Origin of the sequence: Achromobacter anxifer, assembly GCF_903652925.1 — a bacterium.
GTDB lineage: Bacteria > Pseudomonadota > Gammaproteobacteria > Burkholderiales > Burkholderiaceae_B > Achromobacter > Achromobacter anxifer.
Genome location: NZ_CAHLAR010000002.1, coordinates 32,540 through 50,525 on the forward strand (window position 1 = coordinate 32,540; position 17,986 = coordinate 50,525).

Sequence of the window (17,986 nt, forward strand, 5' to 3'; positions counted from 1 at the left end):
GCTTGCCCCGCAACGGTTTTTTTCCGCTGTTACAGACCTTTCCATAGGGTTGTCCACAGGAACTGGGGATAACTCCTAGGGATAACCCCGATTTTTCGACCTTTTTCTGGGACGGTCTGTCAAGTCTCGGCGGCTTCCGCCGTGTCCCCCATTAGCGCCTTGCGGGCCGCGTGCCAGCTGCCCGCGTCCGGCGCGTACAGCAGCCCGCCCGTGCGGTGCGTGGGCTTGTAGGGGGAACCGTCGAAGTGCGCGGCGTAGCCGCCGGCTTCCCGGTGCAGCAACCAGCCGGCCGCGTGGTCCCAGGCGGTCAACTGGTTGTAGAGCGCAACGTGGCAGTGGCCCGCGGCCAGCATGCGGTATTCGTGCGCGGCGCAGCGCAGCGACGCGGTGCTGCCCAGGCGCGAGAGATTGCTGTTGACGGTGGTGCGCAGCGGCTCGGGCAGCGCGCCGGTCGAGATCAGGCCGTCCATGTCCTCGGGCGGCGCCGGGGCGGCCACCGCAAGTTGAACCTGCCTGCCGTTTTCGTATTCCATCCAGGCGCCTTCGCCTCGCACGGCCAGCGCGCTGTCGCGGCTGACCGGGTCGTAGATCACGCCGGCGATCACGTCGCCGCGATGGCAGGCGGCGATCATCATGCCGAATAGCGGCAGCCCCGCCACGTAGTTGCGGGTGCCGTCGATGGGGTCGATCAGGAATGCCAGGTCGGCGTCGACCAGCATGTTGAGCAGGGCGGGATTGCGCGCCGAGGCTTCCTCGCCGATCAGCACGGCGCCGGGATGCAGTTTCGCCAGGCGCGCCCCGATGAGGCGTTCGGCCGCTTCGTCCGCATCCGTCACGAGGTCGCGGGCCGAGCTTTTGCCGCGCACCGCGCCGTCCGGCAGATTGCGAAAGCGCGGCATGACCTCCGTCTGCGCCGTTTCGGCCAGGATGGCGGCAAGCCGTCGGGTGTCCTCGCGGGTAAAGGTTCTGCTCATACGGGCTCGTTCGTTCGGGGAACGCGCAAATCTACCATGCCCGGCGCGGGTCGGGATGCAACATGTCGGACTCCCGGAAAGCGGGTCCGGAAATGCGCGCGGCCCTCGCCGGCGGATGCCGGCGAGGGCCGCGACGCCAGGGGCTATCAGGCGCCCAGGTCCACGCAGAGGTACTTGATCTCCAGGTACTCTTCGATGCCGTACTTCGAGCCTTCGCGGCCCAGGCCGGATTGCTTGACGCCGCCGAACGGACCGACTTCATTGGAGATGATGCCGGTGTTGATGCCGACGATGCCGTACTCCAGGGCCTCGGACACGCGCCAGATGCGGGCGTAGTCGCGGGTGAAGAAGTAGGCGGCCAGGCCGAAGATGGTGTCGTTGGCCATGCCGATGACTTCCTCTTCGGTTTCGAAGCGGAACAGCGGGGCCACGGGGCCGAAGGTTTCCTCGGTCGCGAAGCGCATGGATTGGGTCACGTCGCGCACCACGGTCGGTTCGAAGAACGTGCCGCCCAGCGCGTGGGGCTTGCCGCCGGCGATGACGCGGGCGCCATGCGCGGTCGCGTCGGCGATGTGCTCCTGCACCTTTTCCACGGCGCTGCTGTCGATCAGCGGGCCCTGGGTCACGCCGTCGGCGAAGCCGTCGCCGACCTTCATGGCTTCGACCTTGGCGACCAGGCGCTTGGCGATTTCCTCGTAGACGCCGGCCTGCACGTAGATGCGGTTGGCGCAGACGCAGGTCTGGCCGGCGTTGCGGTACTTCGAGGCCAGGATGCCGTCGACCGCGCGATCCAGGTCGGCGTCGTCGAACACGATGAAGGGCGCGTTGCCGCCCAGTTCCAGCGACAGCTTCTTGATGGTGGGGGCGCACTGTTCCATCAGCGTGCGGCCGACTTCGGTGGAGCCCGTGAAGCTCAGCTTGCGCACCACGTCGCTTTCGCACAGGGCCGCGCCGATTTCGCGCGAGCTGCCGGTGATGACGTGGAAGACGCCCGGGGGCACGCCGGCTTCTTCAGCCAGCACGGCCAGCGCCAGCGCGGTCAGCGGCGTCTGCTGGGCGGGCTTGACCACCATGGTGCAGCCGGCGGCCAGGGCCGGGCCGACCTTGCGCGTGATCATCGCGGCCGGGAAGTTCCAGGGCGTGATGGCGGCGGTGACGCCGATGGGCTGCTTGAGCGCCATCAGGCGCTGGCCGGCCTTGGGGCTTTGCAGGATGTCGCCGTCGATGCGCTTGGCTTCTTCGCCGAACCACTCCAGGAACGAGGCGGCATAGGCGATTTCGCCGGCGGCTTCGGTCACGGGCTTGCCCTGTTCGGACGTCATGATGGCGGCCAGGTCCTGCTGGTTCTGCATCATGAGCTGGGCCCACTTCAGCAGGATCGCGGCGCGTTCCTTGCCGGTCTTGGCGCTCCAGGCGGGCAGGGCGGCCTCGGCGCTGGCGATGGCCTGTTCGGCTTCCTTGCGGCCCAGCTTGGGCACGGACACGATGGTCTTGCCGGTGGAGGGATTGTCCACGGGAATGGACGGGCCGTTGCCGGCGGCGACCCACTTGCCGTCGATGTAGCAGGCGTCGCGCAGCAGATCGGGGCGCGCCAGGGGATGAGTCAGTGCAGTCATTGCGGAAGTCTCCTTGAATGGATGCGGCAGGCCAGGAAACGGCTTGCGGGCGCGGCGGGTTCGCGGCTTGATGTCCAAGCCGGAAACCGCTACGCCCGCAAAACTCGTACCTGCCCGTCGAAGAACCGGTGGTTGTTCAGGCCCTGTGCGTCAGGCGGCGAGCGCCTCGGACAGGATGGCCAGCGCGCGATCGAACTGGGCGTCGGGGATGGTCAAGGGGTACAGGAAGCGCAGGACGTTGCCGTACACACCGCAGCTTAGCAAAATCAGACCCTTTTCGATGGCGCGGGCTTGCACGCGCTTGACCGCTTCCGCGTCCGGCTTGCCGGTGGCCGCATCGTTCAGTTCCACGGCGACCATCGAGCCTAGGCCGCGCACGTCGGCGATGCCCGGAACCTTGGCGCGCAGGCCTTCCAGATGCGCGCGCAGCTTGTCGCCCAGGGCGACGGCGCGTTCGCACAGTTTTTCCTCGGCGATCACGTCCAGCACGGCATGCGCCGCGGCGACCGCCAGCGGGTTGCCGGCGTAGGTGCCGCCCAGGCCGCCGGCGGCGGGCGCGTCCATGACGTCGGCGCGGCCGACCACGCCCGAGATCGGGAAGCCGCCGCCCAGGCTCTTGGCCATGGTGATCAGGTCGGCCTGCACCGAGTGGTGCTCCATGGCGAACAGCTTGCCGGTGCGGCCGAAGCCGGTCTGGACTTCGTCGGCGATCAGCAGGATGCCGTGTTCGTCGCAAACTTTGCGCAGCGCCGTCATCAGTTCCGGCGGGGTGATGTTGAAGCCGCCTTCGCCCTGCACCGGCTCGATGATGATGGCCGCGACGCGCTTGGGGTCGATGTCGCACTTGAACAGCAGGTCCAGCGCCTTGAGCGAGTCCGCCACGGTGATGGACTGGGTGCCGTTGGGGAAGGGCACGTGATAGATGTCGCCCGGCATCGGGCCGAACGACAGCTTGTACGGGGCGACCTTGCCGGTCAGCGCCATGCCCAGCATGGTGCGGCCGTGGAACGAGCCCGAGAAGGCGATGACGCCCGAGCGGCCGGTGGCCGAGCGCGCGATCTTGATGGCGTTTTCGACGGCTTCCACGCCGGTCGTGAAGAAGGCGCTCTTCTTCAGGCCGTCGATGGGGGCGAGGCGGTTGATGCGCTCGGCCAGCGAGACATAGCCTTCGTACGGCACGATCTGGTAGGCCGTGTGCGTGAAGTTGTCCAGCTGCGCGGAGACCGCGGCCTTGACCTTGGGGTGCAGGTGGCCGGTGTTCAGGACGGCGATGCCGCCTGCGAAATCGATGTATTCCTTGCCATTGGCATCCCACAGGGTGGCGTTTTCGGCGCGCACCGCGTAGAAGTCGCACATGACGCCGACGCCGCGGGGCGTGGCCAGGGAACGGCGGGTATTCAGGTCCTGATTCTTCATCTCAGCCTCGGAGAGCATGATGGGCGGGAAAACCTTATTTAATGCTACGATGGCCCCATTTGTGGGAACCACTTTTATAAATCGGGTAGAACCAATTGCGGTCCATAGTCGGTGACTTGCTGCAGCTGCGGCTGGCGGACGGCTCCAGCGAGCCCATGAACAAGCGGCTGTACCGCGGCATCCGGGAAGCCATCCTGGATGGAGCCATTGCCGCGGACTCGCGCCTGCCCGCCTCGCGCGACCTGGCGGCCGAGCTCGGCATCGCCCGCAACACCGTGGTCCACGTCTATAGCCAGCTGCTTGCCGAAGGCTACACCCGCAGCCGCCAGGGCAACGGCACCTTCGTCAACGCCTCGGTGCCGGATTCCTATCTGGCCAGCGGCCGGCGGGCGCGCCAGCAGCCGCCGCCGCAGGCGCGCCCGGCGCTGTCGCCGCGCGGCGCGGCCATCGTCGACGGCGTGTCCGCCTCGCCCTATCAATGGGGCGCCTTCATGCCGGGCGTGCCCGACCTGACGGAATTCCCGCACAAGAAGTTCGGCCGCATTTTCAGCGCGCTGTGGCGCAATCCCTCGCCAGACCTGCTGACCTACGCCTATGGCGGCGGGCTGCCGGCGTTGCGCGAGGCGCTGGCGCAGCATCTGGCGCTGACCCGCTCGATCGATTGCGAGCCCGAGCAGATCATCATCACCGAAGGCTCGCACCAGGCCATCGACCTGGCCACCCGCATCCTGGGCGAAGCCGGCGAGACCGCCTGGGTCGAGGATCCGGGCTACTGGGGGGCGCGCACCATCCTGCAGGCCAACGGCCTGCGCACCGTGCACCTGCCGGTGGACGAAGAGGGCATGCGCCTGCCCGAAACCGTCACTACGCCACCGCGCTTCATCTTCGTCACGCCCTCGCACCAGTATCCGCTGGGGCCGGTGATGTCGCTGGCGCGCCGGCGCCAGCTGCTGGCGGTGGCGCGGCAAAGCGGCAGCTGGATCATCGAGGACGACTACGACAGCGAGTTCCGCTTCTCGGGCCGGCCCATCGCCTCGCTGCTGGGGCTGGAGCCGGACGCGCCCGTGATCTATATGGGCACCTTCAGCAAGACCCTGTACCCGGGCCTGCGCGTGGGCTATCTGGTGCTGCCCAAGCCCCTGACCGCGGCTTTCCAGGCGGCGCACGCGGAGCTCTACCGCGAAGGCCACCTGATGACGCACGCCGCCCTGGCGACCTTCATCTCGGAAGGCCACTACGCGGCCCATATCCGCCGCATGCGCATGCTGTACGGCCGCCGCCGCGCCATGCTGGTCAACCTGATCGAACGGCGGCTGGGCCTCGAATGGTTGCATCGCGACGCCAGCATGGCGGGCCTGCATCTGGTGCTGACAATGCCGCAGGACATGGACGACCTGCGCGTGGTGGACGTGGCGCGCGGCAAGGGCGTGCTGACGCGGGCGCTGTCGCGCTACTACGTCAACGACGAGGGCCGCCGGCCGGGCCTGCTGCTGGGCTATGCCTGCGTGCCCGAGCACGACATCGCGCGCAAGTTCGAGGTGCTGCTCGAAAGCCTGAACGAAGTGGCGCGCGCGTCCGCGCCCGCGGCGCTGGCGGCCTCAGGCGGGCGCTAGCGCCGCCGCGAAGGCCGCGGCGTTGCGCATGCCCTGGTCTTCGAAGTTGGTGTTGAACACGGCGTGCGCCTGGGCGCTTTGCGCCGCCAGCCGCGTGAAGCGCTCGGCCAGTTCGGCCAGTTCCTGTTCGGTGTATTCATATTGGAAGCGTCCCGAGGACGCCGCGCCCGAGACGTTCCAGGCGGCCGCGTTGCGTCCGTGCAGGCGCAGCAGCGTCAGTTCGGGGTGGGTGCATTCCCACACGGCAGGCACCGTGTTTTCAAACCCCTGCGGGCTGTCCACCACCGTGTGCGCCACGCCCAGGTCGCGCTCGAAGGCCAGGGTGTCGGCGGTGGCGGCAGGGGATTCGAACCAGCTGCGGTGCCGGAATTCCACCGACACCAGATGTTCCTCCAGGCGCCGGGCGCAGTCGGCGACCCGCGCCCGGCCGCGCGCATCGCGCCGGATCCACGGCGGAAACTGGAAATGCACCGCGCCCAGCTTGCCGGGCATGCGCAGCGGCTCCAGCGCCATCTGGTAGCGGCGCCATAGTTCGTCGCGCAGGTCCGCCTGCATCTGGTCGTGGTAGATGACGGGATCGGGCCAGTCGGAGAGTTCGCGCCGGATGTCCGCGGGCAGCGCGGAAAGCGGCGTCTGGTGGCCGGTGAAGAGCCGGAACGCCTTGATATTGAAGATGAAATCGTCCGGCGTGCGTTGCGCCCAGAGATAGGCGTTTTCCGCCGTGGGCATGGCGTAGTAGCTGGAATCGACCTCGGTCATGGGGAAGCGCGAGGCATAGAAGCGCAGCCGGGCCTCGGCGCCGTGGACCTCGGGGGGATAGAAGCGTCCGCAGGCCAGCAGGGTGGGGTCGGTCCAGGAGGCGGTGCCGGTCAGAAGGCGCATGGCCACGGGGGATCAGACTTTATTGAAAAAATTCTGTATAAATATACAGTGTTCATTTGGAGCCAGGCAATGTCCTGGCTCTCCATTTTCAGCGGCCGCAGCGCTGCGGCCCCGCTCCATGTCCGACCAAGCAAATTCGTCCTCTCCCTCCACCGGCCGTCCCGATCCCCTGGCCGATCTCAATCCCGCCCAGCGCGAAGCCGCCGAGTTCGGCGTGGGCGGCGCGCCGGGCGATGACGGTCCCTTGCTGGTGATCGCGGGGGCGGGTTCGGGCAAGACCAATACGCTGGCGCACCGGGTCGCGCACCTGATCCTGAATGGCGCGGACCCGCAGCGCATGCTGCTCCTGACCTTCTCGCGCCGCGCGGCGCTGGAAATGGAGCGGCGCGTGGGCTCGGTGCTGCAGCGCGTGATGAACCTGCGCGCCACCCAGCAGGCGCCGTCGCTGCCCTGGGCCGGCACCTTCCACGCCATCGGCGCGCGCCTGTTGCGCGATTGCGCTCAACGCATCGGCCTGTCGGAAGCCTTCACCATCCATGACCGCGGCGACGCCGAGGACCTGATGGGCATGGTGCGCCACGAGCTGGGCCTGTCGTCCACCAAGTCGCGCTTTCCGCTCAAGGGCACCTGCCTTGCCATCTATTCGCGCGTGGTCAACAGCCAGACGCCGGTGGCCGAGGTGCTCAAGAGCACCTTCCCCTGGTGCGCGCAATGGGAGGACGAGCTCAAGAACCTGTTCCGCGCCTACGTCGCGGCCAAGCAGGATCAGCAGGTGCTGGACTACGACGACCTGCTGCTCTATTGGGCCGAGATGATGGGGGACCCCGGCATCGCGGCCGATGTGGGGGCGCGTTTCGACCACGTGCTGGTGGACGAATACCAGGACACCAACCGGCTGCAGTCCGCCATCCTGCTGGCGATGAAGCCGGACGGCCGCGGCCTGACGGTGGTGGGCGACGACGCCCAGTCCATCTATTCGTTCCGCGCGGCCACGGTGCGCAACATCCTGGACTTCCCGACGCAGTTTCCCCAGCCCGCCCGGGTCATCACGCTGGACCGCAACTACCGTTCCACCCAGCCCATCCTGAACGCCTCCAACGCCGTGATCGGCCTGGCAACTGAACGCTATGCCAAGGACCTGTGGACCGACCGCCAGTCGTCCCAGTTGCCCGAGCTGGTCACTGTCAGCGACGAGGCCGGCCAGGCGCGCTGGGTGGCCGACCAGGTGCTGGCGCAACGCGAGGGCGGGGCCACGCTGAAGTCGCAGGCGGCGCTGTTCCGCACCTCCAGCCATAGCGCCGCGCTTGAGCTGGAATTGACCCGGCGCAACATTCCCTTCGTCAAGTTCGGCGGCCTGCGCTTCCTGGAGGCCGCGCACGTGAAGGACCTGCTGTCGCTGCTGCGCTGGGCGGAAAACCCGCGCGGACGCATGGCGGGCTTCCGCGTGGCGCAACTGCTGCCGGGCATCGGTCCCGCCACGGCCGGCAAGCTGATGGACGCCATGTCGGCGTCCGCCGAGCCCCTGCGCGCGCTGCGCGAGTTCAAGCCCGGCGCGGCGGCGCAAGGCGAGTGGGCCGCCTTCGCCGACACCTACGCGGCCTTGTGCGACCCCGCGCTGAAATGGCCCGCCGACGTGGACCTGGCCCTGCGCTGGTACGGCGCGCAGCTGGAACGCCTGTACGACGACGCGCGCGTGCGGCGGGCGGACCTGGACCAGCTGGTGCGCATCGCCGCCGGCTATGCCACGCGCGAACGCTTCCTGACCGAACTGACGCTGGATCCGCCGGACGCCACCAGCGACGAGTCCGGCGCGCCCCACCGCGACGAGGACTACATGATCCTGTCCACCATCCATTCGGCCAAGGGCCAGGAATGGAAGGCGGTCTACGTCCTGAACGTGGTCGACGGCTGCATTCCGTCCGACATGAGCACCGGCACGGCCGAGGAGATCGAGGAAGAGCGGCGCCTGCTGTACGTGGCCATGACGCGGGCCAAGGAACGCCTGCAGCTCATCGTGCCGCAGCGCTTCTACGTGCACCAGCAGACCGGCATGGGCGACCGCCACGTCTACGGCTCGCGCACGCGCTACATCACCAACGCGATGCTGCCGCTGTTCGACCACCTGCCCAAGCGGCCGGACCTGCCGGCGGGGCGAGGCGCGCCCAAGGAACCGCAGGCGCCCAGCGTGGACGTGGCCAAGCGGGTGCGCAACCTGTTCTCCTAGGCTGGGCTATCATCGGCCGATATACAAGCTGTCCGGTCGGGCTCGCATTGACCAAGGGTGTTTATGTCTACTGAAGAACAGGCCGCCGACGACTCGAAAAGAGAGGTCGTCGCATCGATCGCCTACGTGAACGGACGGCGGGAGCGCGAGGTTCCCATCGATGAGGTCGCGGAGTACGTCAGCAAGGACCACGGCATGCTGTGGATCGGCCTGCGCAATCCGCGGCCGGAAATGCTGGCCAAGGTCGCCAGCGAGCTCGGCGCCTGCGACAAGAACCAGGAAGAAATGCTGGAGGCTCACCGGCGGCCGAAGATCATCGACTACGGCAACATGGTCCTCATCGTGGCCATCACGGTCGAGGTCGAGGCCGAGCGTCCCATTTTCGGCGAGACCCAGTTCCTCATCGGCGACGGCTTCCTGGTCACGGTGAGGCGCGGCGCGACCGCCGGCCACAGCCCCTTGCGCGAACGGCTGGAGGCTTCGCCCGACCTGCTCAAGCGCGGCAGCGACTACGTGGCGTCGGAATTGCTGGACTGGCTGGTGGACCGCTACGTCGCGGCCGCCGGCAAGATCGAGTCCGTGGTCGAAGGCGCGGAGCAGAAGCTGCTGATCCGCGGCGCCAAGGACTCCGACATCCGCAGGCTGTACCGGCAGCGCCGCGACCTGCTGCGCATCCACACCGTGGTGTCGCCGCTGGCGGAGATCTGCCGCCGGCTGGCGCGGGTCGAGATGTCGGCGGTGGACGAGCATGCCCGCCCGTATTTCGGCGAGGTGGCGGACCGCGTGCTGCGCGTGGACGAGCTGTTCAACTCGCTGCGCGAATCGCTGGCCTTCGCCTTTGAAGCCAGCCTGATGATAGGCCAGGCCGCCCAGAACGACACCACCCGCAAGCTGGCCTCCTGGGCCGCCATCCTGGCGGTGCCCACGGCCATCGCCGGCATCTATGGCATGAATTTCGAATTCATGCCGGAACTGAAATCGCCTTTGGGTTATCCGATCACGCTGGGCGTCATCGTGTCGATCTGTTCGGTGCTGTATTGGCGCTTCCGCAAGTCGGGCTGGCTATAACGGGTGCAGCCTGAACGGTCGCCGGCAAGGCCGCCGGCGTCCGGCTCGGGCAAGCCATAGACGGGCAGCGGTCCAGGCGCGGTTCCACGCCCCGCCTTTATGGCAAACTGCCTGCGTTTTCCTACCTGGAGCCTGGCTGGTGCGTGGCAAACCTCCTTTCCGCGGCGGCAACAAGCTGACCGCCCTGATCGTCGCCCTGATCCTTGCGGCGGCCGGCGCCATCGTCAATTGGTTGCAGCCTTCCGGGCGGGAAGGGCAGGGCCGGGCGGAACGGCCGGCGCCTTCCACCCAGAACCGGTCCGGAGCGACGCTGGCGGGCGGCATTCCCCAGGGCAGCTACACCCTGACGGGCATGATCGTGAACGTGGCCGACGGCGACACCGTGACCCTGCGGGCACCGGACGGCCAGCACCGCATCCGCATGGACAGCATCGACGCGCCCGAAGAGGGCCATGGCTCCGACCAGCCCGGGCAGCCCTATGCCGAGGCCTCCCGCAAGAACCTGGCGGGCCTGGTCGCGGGCAAGACGCTCACCGCGCAATGCTATGAAAAGGACCAGTACGGCCGGGACGTCTGCGCCCTGATCCTGGAAGACGGCCGCTCGGCCAACCGCCAGCAGGTGGAGGACGGGTATGCCTGGGCCTATACGGCGCGCCAGGGCGACTATCTGCACGACAAGGCCATGCCCGACCTGCAACGCCAGGCCAAGGCCGCCGGGCGCGGCCTGTGGGCGCAGCCCGGCGCCATGCAACCTTGGAAGTGGCGCTACGACTGCTGGCGGCAGCGCCAGTGCGGCTGAGGCCGCGCGGGCCCGGCGGCAGCGCGCGCGCAGGCGGCCGGACCTTGGGGGATGCCTGGGTATGGGCTCCGGCCCTTGTTTGATATCCTCTGTCGCAACGATTCGAAGGGAAGGTTTCCATGCGTGCATTGAAGCGGCTCTGGGCGGCGGCCATGCTGCTGTCGCTGGCGTTGGCGGGCTGCTCGCAAGAAAGCCCCATCAACAGCCCGTATCCGTCCGGCGCCGAAAGCCAGAACACGCTGTTTTCCGCCTTCGTCAAGCGTTCCCCGAAATACCTGGACCCGGCCAGCTCTTATTCCGGCGACGAGACGCCTTATACCTACAACATCTACGAAACGCTCTACGGCTACCACTATCTGAAGCGGCCGTACGAGCTGGTGCCGCGCGCGGCGGCGACCATCGATCCGCCGGTCTACCTGGACGCGCAAGGCAACACGCTGCCGGCCGACACGCCGGGCGAGCAGATCGCGCAAAGCATCTATGACATCAAGATCCGCCCGGGTGCGCGCTACGCGCCGCATCCGGCGTTCGCCCGCAAGACCGACGGCAGCTACGATTACTTTCCGCTGGCGCCGGGCGAGCTGGACGACAAGTTCTATATCCCCGATTTTCCGCGGACCGGCACGCGCGAACTGACCGCCGACGACTACGTCTACGCGTTCCGCCGCCTGGTCAGCCCGCGCGTGGTGTCGCCGATCTCCAACCTGATGACCGAGCACGTGGCCGGCCTGAAGGAGTATGCGGAGCGCCTGGGCCAGCGCGACAAGGCGCTGCGCCGCGACGTGCCGGGCGGGGCCGGCGCGCCGCCCTGGCTGGACCTGCGCGAGGCCGATGGCTTCACCGGAGTGCAGGCGCTGGATCCGCACACGCTGCGCATCCGCGTCAACGGCAAGTACCCGCAGTTCAAGTACTGGCTGGCCATGACCTTCACCGCGCCCATCCCCTGGGAAGCCGACCGCTTCTACAGCCAGCCGGGCATGGCGTCGCACGACCTGTCGTTCAACACCTGGCCCGTGGGGACCGGCCCGTACATGCTGGTCGAGTCGCTGCAGAACCGCCGCCACGTGCTGGGCCGCAATCCCAACTTCCATGGCGAAGCTTATCCCTGCGAAGGCGAGCCCGGCGACGAGGCCGCCGGCCTGCTGGCCGACTGCGGCAAGCCCACGCCTTTCATCGACCGCGCGGAGTTCAGCGTCGAAAAGGAAGCCATACCGCTGATCGGCAAGTTCATGCAGGGCTACTACGACGTGCCGCAGATCGAGCGCGGCGAATACGGCGTGGCCATGCTGGTCGCCGCGGGCGACAGCCAGGACAAGGCGCGCCAGTACCGCGAGCATGGCATCAGGCTGCCGACCACGGTCGAGACCGCCAACTGGTACATGGGCTTCAACTGGCTGGACCCGGTGGTGGGCAAGGGCGATACCCCAGAACAGCAAGAGAAGAACCGCAAGCTGCGCCAGGCCATCAGCATCGCGTTCGACTGGGAAGAATACGTCGCGGTCTTCGAGAACAGCCAGGCCTCGGTGGCCTATGGGCCCGTGCCGCCGGGCGTGCTCGGCTACCGTGATCCGCCTGAAGGCGTGAATCCGGTGGTCTACAACCTGGTGGACGGCAAGCCGGTGCGCAAGCCCGTGGACGTGGCCAGGCGCCTGTTGGCCGAGGCCGGCTATCCCGACGGCCGCAATGCGCAGACCGGCGCGCCGCTGGTGCTCTATTACGACTCGATGCAGGGCGGCGGCTCCAATCCGCAGTTCGACTGGATGCGGCGGCAGATGGCCAAGCTTGGCGTGCAGCTGGACGTGCGCGCCACCGACTACAACCGCTTCCAGGACAAGATGATGCGCGGCTCCGCGCAGCTCTTCTTCTGGGGCTGGAACGCCGACTATCCCGACGCCGAGAACTTCCTGTTCCTGCTCTACGGCCCCAACGCCAAGGCCAAGGGCGGCGGCGAGAACGCGGCCAACTACGCCAGCCCCGAGTACGACCGCCTCTTCGAGCAGATGAAGTTCCTGGACGATGGCCCCGAGAAGGAGCGGCTCATCGCCCGCATGGTCGCCATCGTGCAGCGCGACGCGCCCTGGATGTTCGGCTACTTCCCGATGTCGGGCGGGGCCTACCAGCAGTGGGTCGGCAATGCCAAGCCGACCCAGATGGTGCGCAACACGCTGCAGTACATGAAGATCGATCCGGTGCTGCGGCAGCAGAAGATCGATGAGTGGAATTATCCGAAGTGGTGGCCGATAGGCGTGTTCGCGCTGCTGCTGGCGCTGGCGATATGGCCTTCGTATGTGGCGCTGAAGCGGCGCGAGCGGCAGACGGCATTCGCGCCCGCCCCGGGCAAGGAGCAACAATCATGATCGGCTACGTGATCCGCCGGTTGCTGTACGGCGTGCTGATCCTGATCGGCGTGAACCTCTTCACCTTCATCCTGTTCTTCGCGGTGAACACGCCCGACGACATGGCGCGGCTCGCGATCGGCGGACAGCGCGTCAACCAGGAGGCGGTGGAAAAATGGAAGGTCGAGCGCGGCTATGACAAGCCGCTGTTCTACAACGGCCAGGCCGAGGGCGCGGCCAAGCTGACCGACACGGTGTTCTACCAGCGCTCGGTGCCCCTGCTGGTCATGGACTTCGGCGCGTCCGACGGCGGCCGCGACATCGGCCGCGAGATCAAGACGCGCATGGGGCCCAGCCTGGCGCTGGCGGTGCCGACTTTCTTCCTGGGCTTGTTCGTCAGCATCGTCTTTTCACTAACCCTGGTGTATTTCCGCGCCACGCGGCTGGACTTCTGGGGCGTGGTGGTCTGCGTGCTGCTGCTGTCCATTTCCAGCCTGTTCTACATCATCGCCGGCCAGTGGGTGTTCGCGAAGCTGTGGCGCCTGGTGCCGTTCTCGGGCTTCGCGGGCGGCCTGGACGTGGTCAAGTTCCTGGCGCTGCCCGTGCTGGTCGCGATCGTTTCGCGGCTGGGGCCGGAGGCGCGCTTCTACCGCACCCTGTTCCTGGAGGAGATCGGCAAGGATTACGTGCGCACCGCGCGCGCCAAGGGGCTGGCCGAGCGCATCGTGCTGTTCCGGCACGTGCTGCGCAACGCCATGCTGCCCATCCTGACCAGCACGGTGGCCGCCTTGCCGCTGCTGTTCATGGGCAGCCTGATCGCGGAGTCCTTCTTCGGCATTCCCGGCCTGGGCAGCTACACCATCGACGCCATCAACGCGCAGGACTTTTCCATTGTGCGCGCCATGGTGTTCCTGGGCGCCGCCCTGTACATCGTGGGGCTGATCCTGGCCGACATTTCCTACACGCTGGCCGACCCCCGCGTCCGATTCGAGTAGCCGCCATGCCCAAATTCGTCTTCCTCTGGACCGATATTGCGCTGTGGCTCATGACATTGGGCGCGCTGGCCTATGCCTGGCACGTGCGCCGCAGCCCGAACCTGCGCGCGACCTGGGCGCGCGTGGCGCGCGATACGCCGGCCATGTGCTCGGCCGTGGTGCTTGCCGCCTTCGTGACGGTGGGACTGCTGGATTCGGTGCATTATCGGCCGTTGCTGCCGCCGGCACCGGGCGCGGCGGCCGACGCGCCGCCGGCCTACGCGCCCGCGGTGCGCTCGGCGCTGGACGGCCTGCTGACGGGCAGCGTCCTGACCACGCCGGAAAAGACCTATTCCGAGCCCTTGGCGGTGCGGCAGTTCACCAAGGAAACCATGCTCGTCGACGACAAGCCGGTGCGCGACTTTCCCCGGCTGCGGGGCGCCGGCGTCCATCTGGACGATCCCGACCGCGACCGCTGGGGCGATGTCGCCCAGCGGCTCGGGCTGGGCCTGGCCGCCGGGCTGGCGGTCGCGGTTGTCGTGATCCTGCTGTTCTACGCCGGCCTGGCGCGGCGCCGCAAGGCCAGGGACCTGGCCGCGCAAGCGCCGGGCGGAGCCGAAGACGTGCCGTGGCGCGCCATGGCCATCACCTTCACGCTGCTCTGCCTGACGGTGGGCGCGCTGGTTGGGCTGTCCAGCGGCTACCACGCGCTGGGCACCGACCGCATCGGCAACGATGTGCTGTGGCAGGCGCTCAAGAGCATCCGCACCGCGCTCGTCATCGGCAGCCTCACCACCATCGCCATGCTGCCGCCCGCCATCGTGTTCGGCATCGCAGCGGGCTACTTCAAGGGCAAGGTCGATGACGGCATCCAGTATCTCTACACCACCATCACCTCGATTCCCGGCGTGCTGCTGGTGGCCGCCTGCGCGCTGATGATGCAGGTGTACATCGACAACCACGCGGACCTGTTCGATACCTCCGCCGCGCGCGCGGACCTGCGGCTGTTCCTGCTTTGCATGATTCTGGGCTTCACCGGCTGGGCGGGGCTGTGCCGCCTCTTGCGCGCCGAAACCCTCAAGCTGCGTGAACTGGAATACGTGCAGGCCGCCAGGGCCTTCGGCGTGTCGCACTGGCGCATCATGACCCGCCATCTGCTGCCCAACGTGGCGCATCTGGTGCTGATCACGGTGGTGCTGGAATTCTCGGGCCTGGTCCTGTACGAGGCCGTGCTGTCCTACCTGGGCATAGGCGTGGATCCCAGCATGAATTCCTTCGGCTCCATGATCGACGGCGCCCGGCTGGAAATGTCCCGCGACCCCATGATCTGGTGGAATCTCTTGACCTCGTTCGTGTTCATGCTGGCCCTGGTGCTGGCCGCCAACCTGTTCGCCGACGCGGTGCGCGACGCCTTCGATCCGCGCACGCGCCGCTACAAGCCCGGCCGCATGGCCCGCCTGGGCCTGTTCGGCCGCGCGCCGCGGGCGGCGCTGGCAACGGACAGCCGCCAATCCCGTCCGGGAGACACGCCATGAACCAGGCTCCTTTGCTGGAAGTGCGCGGCCTGGAGGTGGACATCGCCGGCGAAAGCGGCATGACGCACGCCGTCAAGCGCCTGCAGCTGGCAATTTCCAGGCAGGAGACCTTCGCGCTGGTCGGCGAATCGGGCTGCGGCAAGAGCATGACGGCGCTGGCGCTGCTGCGGTTGCTGCCGGACGCCGGACGCATCGTGGGCGGACAGATCGAGCTGGACGGCGAGGACCTCAACCGCCTGCCGGAAAGCGCCATGCGCGGGGTGCGCGGCGGCCGCATCGGCATCATCTTCCAGGAGCCGTCCACCAGCCTGAATCCGGTCATGCGGGTGGGCGACCAGATCGTCGAGACCCTGATCGCCCATACGCCCCTGCGCGGCGTCGCGGCGCGCGCCCGGGCCGTGGACTGGCTGCGGCGAGTCGGCATCCCCGAACCCGAGCGCCGCATCGACGACTATCCCTTCCAGTTCTCGGGCGGACAGAAGCAGCGCGTCATGATCGCCATCGCGCTGGCGGCCGAACCCCTGCTGCTGATCGCGGACGAGCCGACCACGGCGCTGGATGTGACGGTGCAGGCGCAGGTGCTGGAGCTGCTGGCCGACATCCAGCGGGAAATGGGCATGGCCGTGCTGCTGATCACCCATGACCTCGCGGTGGTGAAGAACGTCGCCCACCACGTGGCGCTGATGCGCGGCGGCGAAATCGTGGAAAGCGCCGACGCCGAAACGTTTTTCCGCGCGCCCAGGCACCCCTACGCGCGGCAGCTGTTCGAAGCCATACCCACGTTCGAGAAACGCGGCACGCCGCTGACGGCAAGCGGCCGCGAGGCCATGGCCCGCGACGCGGCGCAGCCCTCCGCCGCCCGCAAGGCGCGCGAGGCCGGCGTGGTGCTGGACGTGCAGGATCTCAAGGTCCATTACCCCGTGCGCAAGGGGCCGCTGCGCCGCATCGCGTCCTGGGTCAAGGCCGTGGATGGCGTGACCTTTACGCTCAAGGCGGGGGAAACGCTGGCGCTGCTGGGCGAGTCCGGCTGCGGCAAGACCACCACGGGCAAGGCGCTGCTGCGCCTGATCGACGGCGCGCGCATATCCGGCCGGGCGATGCTGCAGGGGCAAGACGTTCTGGACGCGGACCGCCGCCAGTTGCAACGCCTGCGGCAGGACATCCAGATCGTGTTCCAGGATCCCTACGCGTCGCTCGATCCGCGCATGCGCGTGGGCGATATCCTGGACGAGGGATTGGAGTCCCTGCGCGCCGGCATGGGCAAGGAAGCGCGCCGCGCGCATGCGGCGCGGCTGATCGAGCGGGTGGGGCTGCCTGCCAATACCCTGGCGCGCTATCCACACGAATTCTCGGGCGGCCAGCGCCAGCGCATCGCGATCGCGCGGGCCCTGGCGGTCGAACCCAAAGTGCTGATCTGCGACGAGCCCACGTCCGCGCTGGATGTGTCGGTGCAGGCGCAGATCCTGGACCTGCTGCGCGAGCTGCAGGACGAGCTCGGCATCGCCTATCTGTTCATCACGCACAACTTCGGCGTGGTCGAGTATTTGGCGGACCGCATCGCCGTCATGGACGGCGGCCGCATCATTGAACTGGGAGAGGCCGACGCGGTGTTGCATGCGCCGCGCCAGGATATGACGCGCAGGCTGCTTGCCGCGGTGCCGCGGCTGCATTTCGGGCCGCCGGAGGCGGCCTGACGTCGGTGGCTTGAAGCCGCCCGACGCGCGCTGGCGCGGAAGGGGGGGGACGTTGCCCCCCCACTTCCACCCTAGACGGTGTGCTGCGCGCTGCCTGTTTCCAGCCAGACCAGGGTGTCGCGCCTCAGGTTGCGGCCGCAACGCGTCAGGAAGGCATGCACCGTTTCCAGTTCCGCGTTGTCGTAGCCGCGCGCCGTCGTCGCGATGGCTTCGGCGATCCACTGCCGTTCCTGCGCCAGCGGCTGGCACTGCTCCTCGACCGGCCGGATCACGATCATCCGGCGGTCCAGCGGATGGCGGCCGCGCTGCACATACCCGGCCGCCTCCAGCCGGTTGATCAAGGCCGTGGCGCCGCCGGAGCTGATGCCCATCAACTGGGCCAGGTGGCCGGTCGGCAGGGCATCGAACTCCATCACCAGCTCCAGCGCTTTCAGATCCGCCAGGGGGATCCCCAGCTTTTCCGCCAGGGCCGACTGGCAGGCCGCGTTGTAGGCGGCGAACTGCCGGCCCAGCATCAGGACGACGTCGTCCAACATTTCTGACCGCCGCTCGCTCACTGGAGATTCAGCCATGCCGGTCACATGCTCGTGATGAAAGTAGGTCTGTTGTTGCAGCATGATGTAGGTTCCTGGCGGTTGAGAGGGATCACTTCTTGCCAGCCAGGCCGCCGAGCAGGCCGCCCAGCAGACCGCCGTTCGCGGTTCCGCCGGAGGTGCCGCCCGCGGCCGTGCCGCCTGTCACGCCGGCGGTGACGCCGCCCAACAACCCGCCGAGCAATCCGCCATTGGCCGCGCCGCCAGCCGTGCCGCCTGTGCCCGTCGCCGGGGAGGCCGGAGTGCCCGCCGAGGCGCCTGC

The 17,986-nt window shown here is 67.9% G+C and carries 13 protein-coding genes; 8 read left to right on the plus strand and 5 right to left on the minus strand.

The features are described from left to right. Nucleotides 1-119: 119 nt before the first annotated feature. From HWY37_RS05415 to HWY37_RS05425, 3 genes are all read right to left on the minus strand, one after another. Complete coding sequence (locus tag HWY37_RS05415) at nucleotides 120-974, minus strand: inositol monophosphatase family protein (RefSeq protein ID WP_175210119.1); 855 nt, start codon at nucleotides 972-974, stop codon at nucleotides 120-122. Between the two features lie 146 nt (nucleotides 975-1,120). Continuing rightward, on the minus strand, nucleotides 1,121-2,590 hold the full coding sequence (locus HWY37_RS05420; protein WP_175210120.1) for an NAD-dependent succinate-semialdehyde dehydrogenase: 1,470 nt from the start codon (nucleotides 2,588-2,590) through the stop codon (nucleotides 1,121-1,123). 150 nt (nucleotides 2,591-2,740) lie between these two features. Beyond that, entirely contained in the window at nucleotides 2,741-4,006 is a 1,266-nt protein-coding gene (locus tag HWY37_RS05425; RefSeq protein WP_176088078.1) for a 4-aminobutyrate--2-oxoglutarate transaminase, read from the minus strand. Between the two features lie 95 nt (nucleotides 4,007-4,101). Between HWY37_RS05425 and pdxR the strand changes: the two genes are divergently transcribed. After that, complete coding sequence (gene pdxR, locus HWY37_RS05430) at nucleotides 4,102-5,619, plus strand: MocR-like pyridoxine biosynthesis transcription factor PdxR (RefSeq protein ID WP_420872182.1); 1,518 nt, start codon at nucleotides 4,102-4,104, stop codon at nucleotides 5,617-5,619. Here pdxR and HWY37_RS05435 read toward each other — a convergent pair. After that, nucleotides 5,605-6,501 carry a DUF72 domain-containing protein gene (locus HWY37_RS05435; RefSeq protein WP_175211474.1) on the minus strand — a complete coding sequence of 299 codons (897 nt, stop codon included), beginning with the start codon at nucleotides 6,499-6,501 and terminating at the stop codon, nucleotides 5,605-5,607. The genes pdxR and HWY37_RS05435 overlap by 15 nt on opposite strands. Before the next feature lie 118 nt (nucleotides 6,502-6,619). On the opposite strand from HWY37_RS05435, the gene HWY37_RS05440 reads away from it, so the two are divergent. The 7 genes from HWY37_RS05440 to HWY37_RS05470 all read left to right on the plus strand — a co-directional run bounded on the left by HWY37_RS05440 (nucleotide 6,620) and on the right by HWY37_RS05470 (nucleotide 17,131). Next, nucleotides 6,620-8,725: an ATP-dependent helicase gene (locus tag HWY37_RS05440; protein WP_175211461.1), complete on the plus strand. Its 2,106-nt coding sequence runs from the start codon at nucleotides 6,620-6,622 to the stop codon at nucleotides 8,723-8,725. Nucleotides 8,726-8,788: 63 nt separating this feature from the next. Next, entirely contained in the window at nucleotides 8,789-9,793 is a 1,005-nt protein-coding gene (locus HWY37_RS05445) for a magnesium and cobalt transport protein CorA (protein ID WP_175211462.1), read from the plus strand. A gap of 139 nt (nucleotides 9,794-9,932) precedes the next feature. Continuing rightward, entirely contained in the window at nucleotides 9,933-10,592 is a 660-nt protein-coding gene (locus tag HWY37_RS05450) for a thermonuclease family protein (RefSeq protein WP_373418108.1), read from the plus strand. A 119-nt stretch (nucleotides 10,593-10,711) separates the two neighbouring features. Beyond that, nucleotides 10,712-12,949, plus strand: coding sequence for an ABC transporter substrate-binding protein (locus tag HWY37_RS05455; protein WP_176088079.1), 2,238 nt, complete (start codon nucleotides 10,712-10,714; stop codon nucleotides 12,947-12,949). Then, nucleotides 12,946-13,923, plus strand: a complete 978-nt coding sequence (locus tag HWY37_RS05460) for an ABC transporter permease (protein WP_176088080.1) — start codon at nucleotides 12,946-12,948, stop codon at nucleotides 13,921-13,923. Before HWY37_RS05455 ends, HWY37_RS05460 begins: the two co-directional genes overlap by 4 nt. Before the next feature lie 5 nt (nucleotides 13,924-13,928). Then, nucleotides 13,929-15,437: an ABC transporter permease gene (locus tag HWY37_RS05465; protein WP_176088081.1), complete on the plus strand. Its 1,509-nt coding sequence runs from the start codon at nucleotides 13,929-13,931 to the stop codon at nucleotides 15,435-15,437. Beyond that, nucleotides 15,434-17,131 (plus strand): ABC transporter ATP-binding protein, encoded by a 1,698-nt coding sequence (locus HWY37_RS05470; RefSeq protein ID WP_176088082.1) that lies wholly within the window; start codon nucleotides 15,434-15,436, stop codon nucleotides 17,129-17,131. The genes HWY37_RS05465 and HWY37_RS05470 overlap by 4 nt, the downstream gene beginning before the upstream one ends. Before the next feature lie 71 nt (nucleotides 17,132-17,202). Here the strand turns inward: HWY37_RS05470 and HWY37_RS05475 are convergent, their stop codons facing one another. Next, nucleotides 17,203-17,748 (minus strand): MarR family winged helix-turn-helix transcriptional regulator, encoded by a 546-nt coding sequence (locus HWY37_RS05475; protein WP_176088083.1) that lies wholly within the window; start codon nucleotides 17,746-17,748, stop codon nucleotides 17,203-17,205. Between the last annotated feature and the right edge of the window lie 238 nt (nucleotides 17,749-17,986).

What these genes read in the sequence shown, in the direction of transcription:
- HWY37_RS05415 (WP_175210119.1), bottom strand. Translation starts at nt 974, where the DNA reads ATGAGCAGAACCTTTACCCGCGAGGACACCCGACGGCTTGCCGCCATC.
- HWY37_RS05420 (WP_175210120.1), bottom strand. Translation starts at nt 2,590, where the DNA reads ATGACTGCACTGACTCATCCCCTGGCGCGCCCCGATCTGCTGCGCGAC.
- HWY37_RS05425 (WP_176088078.1), bottom strand. Translation starts at nt 4,006, where the DNA reads ATGAAGAATCAGGACCTGAATACCCGCCGTTCCCTGGCCACGCCCCGC.
- HWY37_RS05435 (WP_175211474.1), bottom strand. Translation starts at nt 6,501, where the DNA reads ATGCGCCTTCTGACCGGCACCGCCTCCTGGACCGACCCCACCCTGCTG.
- HWY37_RS05440 (WP_175211461.1), top strand. Translation starts at nt 6,620, where the DNA reads ATGTCCGACCAAGCAAATTCGTCCTCTCCCTCCACCGGCCGTCCCGAT.
- HWY37_RS05445 (WP_175211462.1), top strand. Translation starts at nt 8,789, where the DNA reads ATGTCTACTGAAGAACAGGCCGCCGACGACTCGAAAAGAGAGGTCGTC.
- HWY37_RS05455 (WP_176088079.1), top strand. Translation starts at nt 10,712, where the DNA reads ATGCGTGCATTGAAGCGGCTCTGGGCGGCGGCCATGCTGCTGTCGCTG.
- HWY37_RS05460 (WP_176088080.1), top strand. Translation starts at nt 12,946, where the DNA reads ATGATCGGCTACGTGATCCGCCGGTTGCTGTACGGCGTGCTGATCCTG.
- HWY37_RS05465 (WP_176088081.1), top strand. Translation starts at nt 13,929, where the DNA reads ATGCCCAAATTCGTCTTCCTCTGGACCGATATTGCGCTGTGGCTCATG.
- HWY37_RS05470 (WP_176088082.1), top strand. Translation starts at nt 15,434, where the DNA reads ATGAACCAGGCTCCTTTGCTGGAAGTGCGCGGCCTGGAGGTGGACATC.
- HWY37_RS05475 (WP_176088083.1), bottom strand. Translation starts at nt 17,748, where the DNA reads ATGCTGCAACAACAGACCTACTTTCATCACGAGCATGTGACCGGCATG.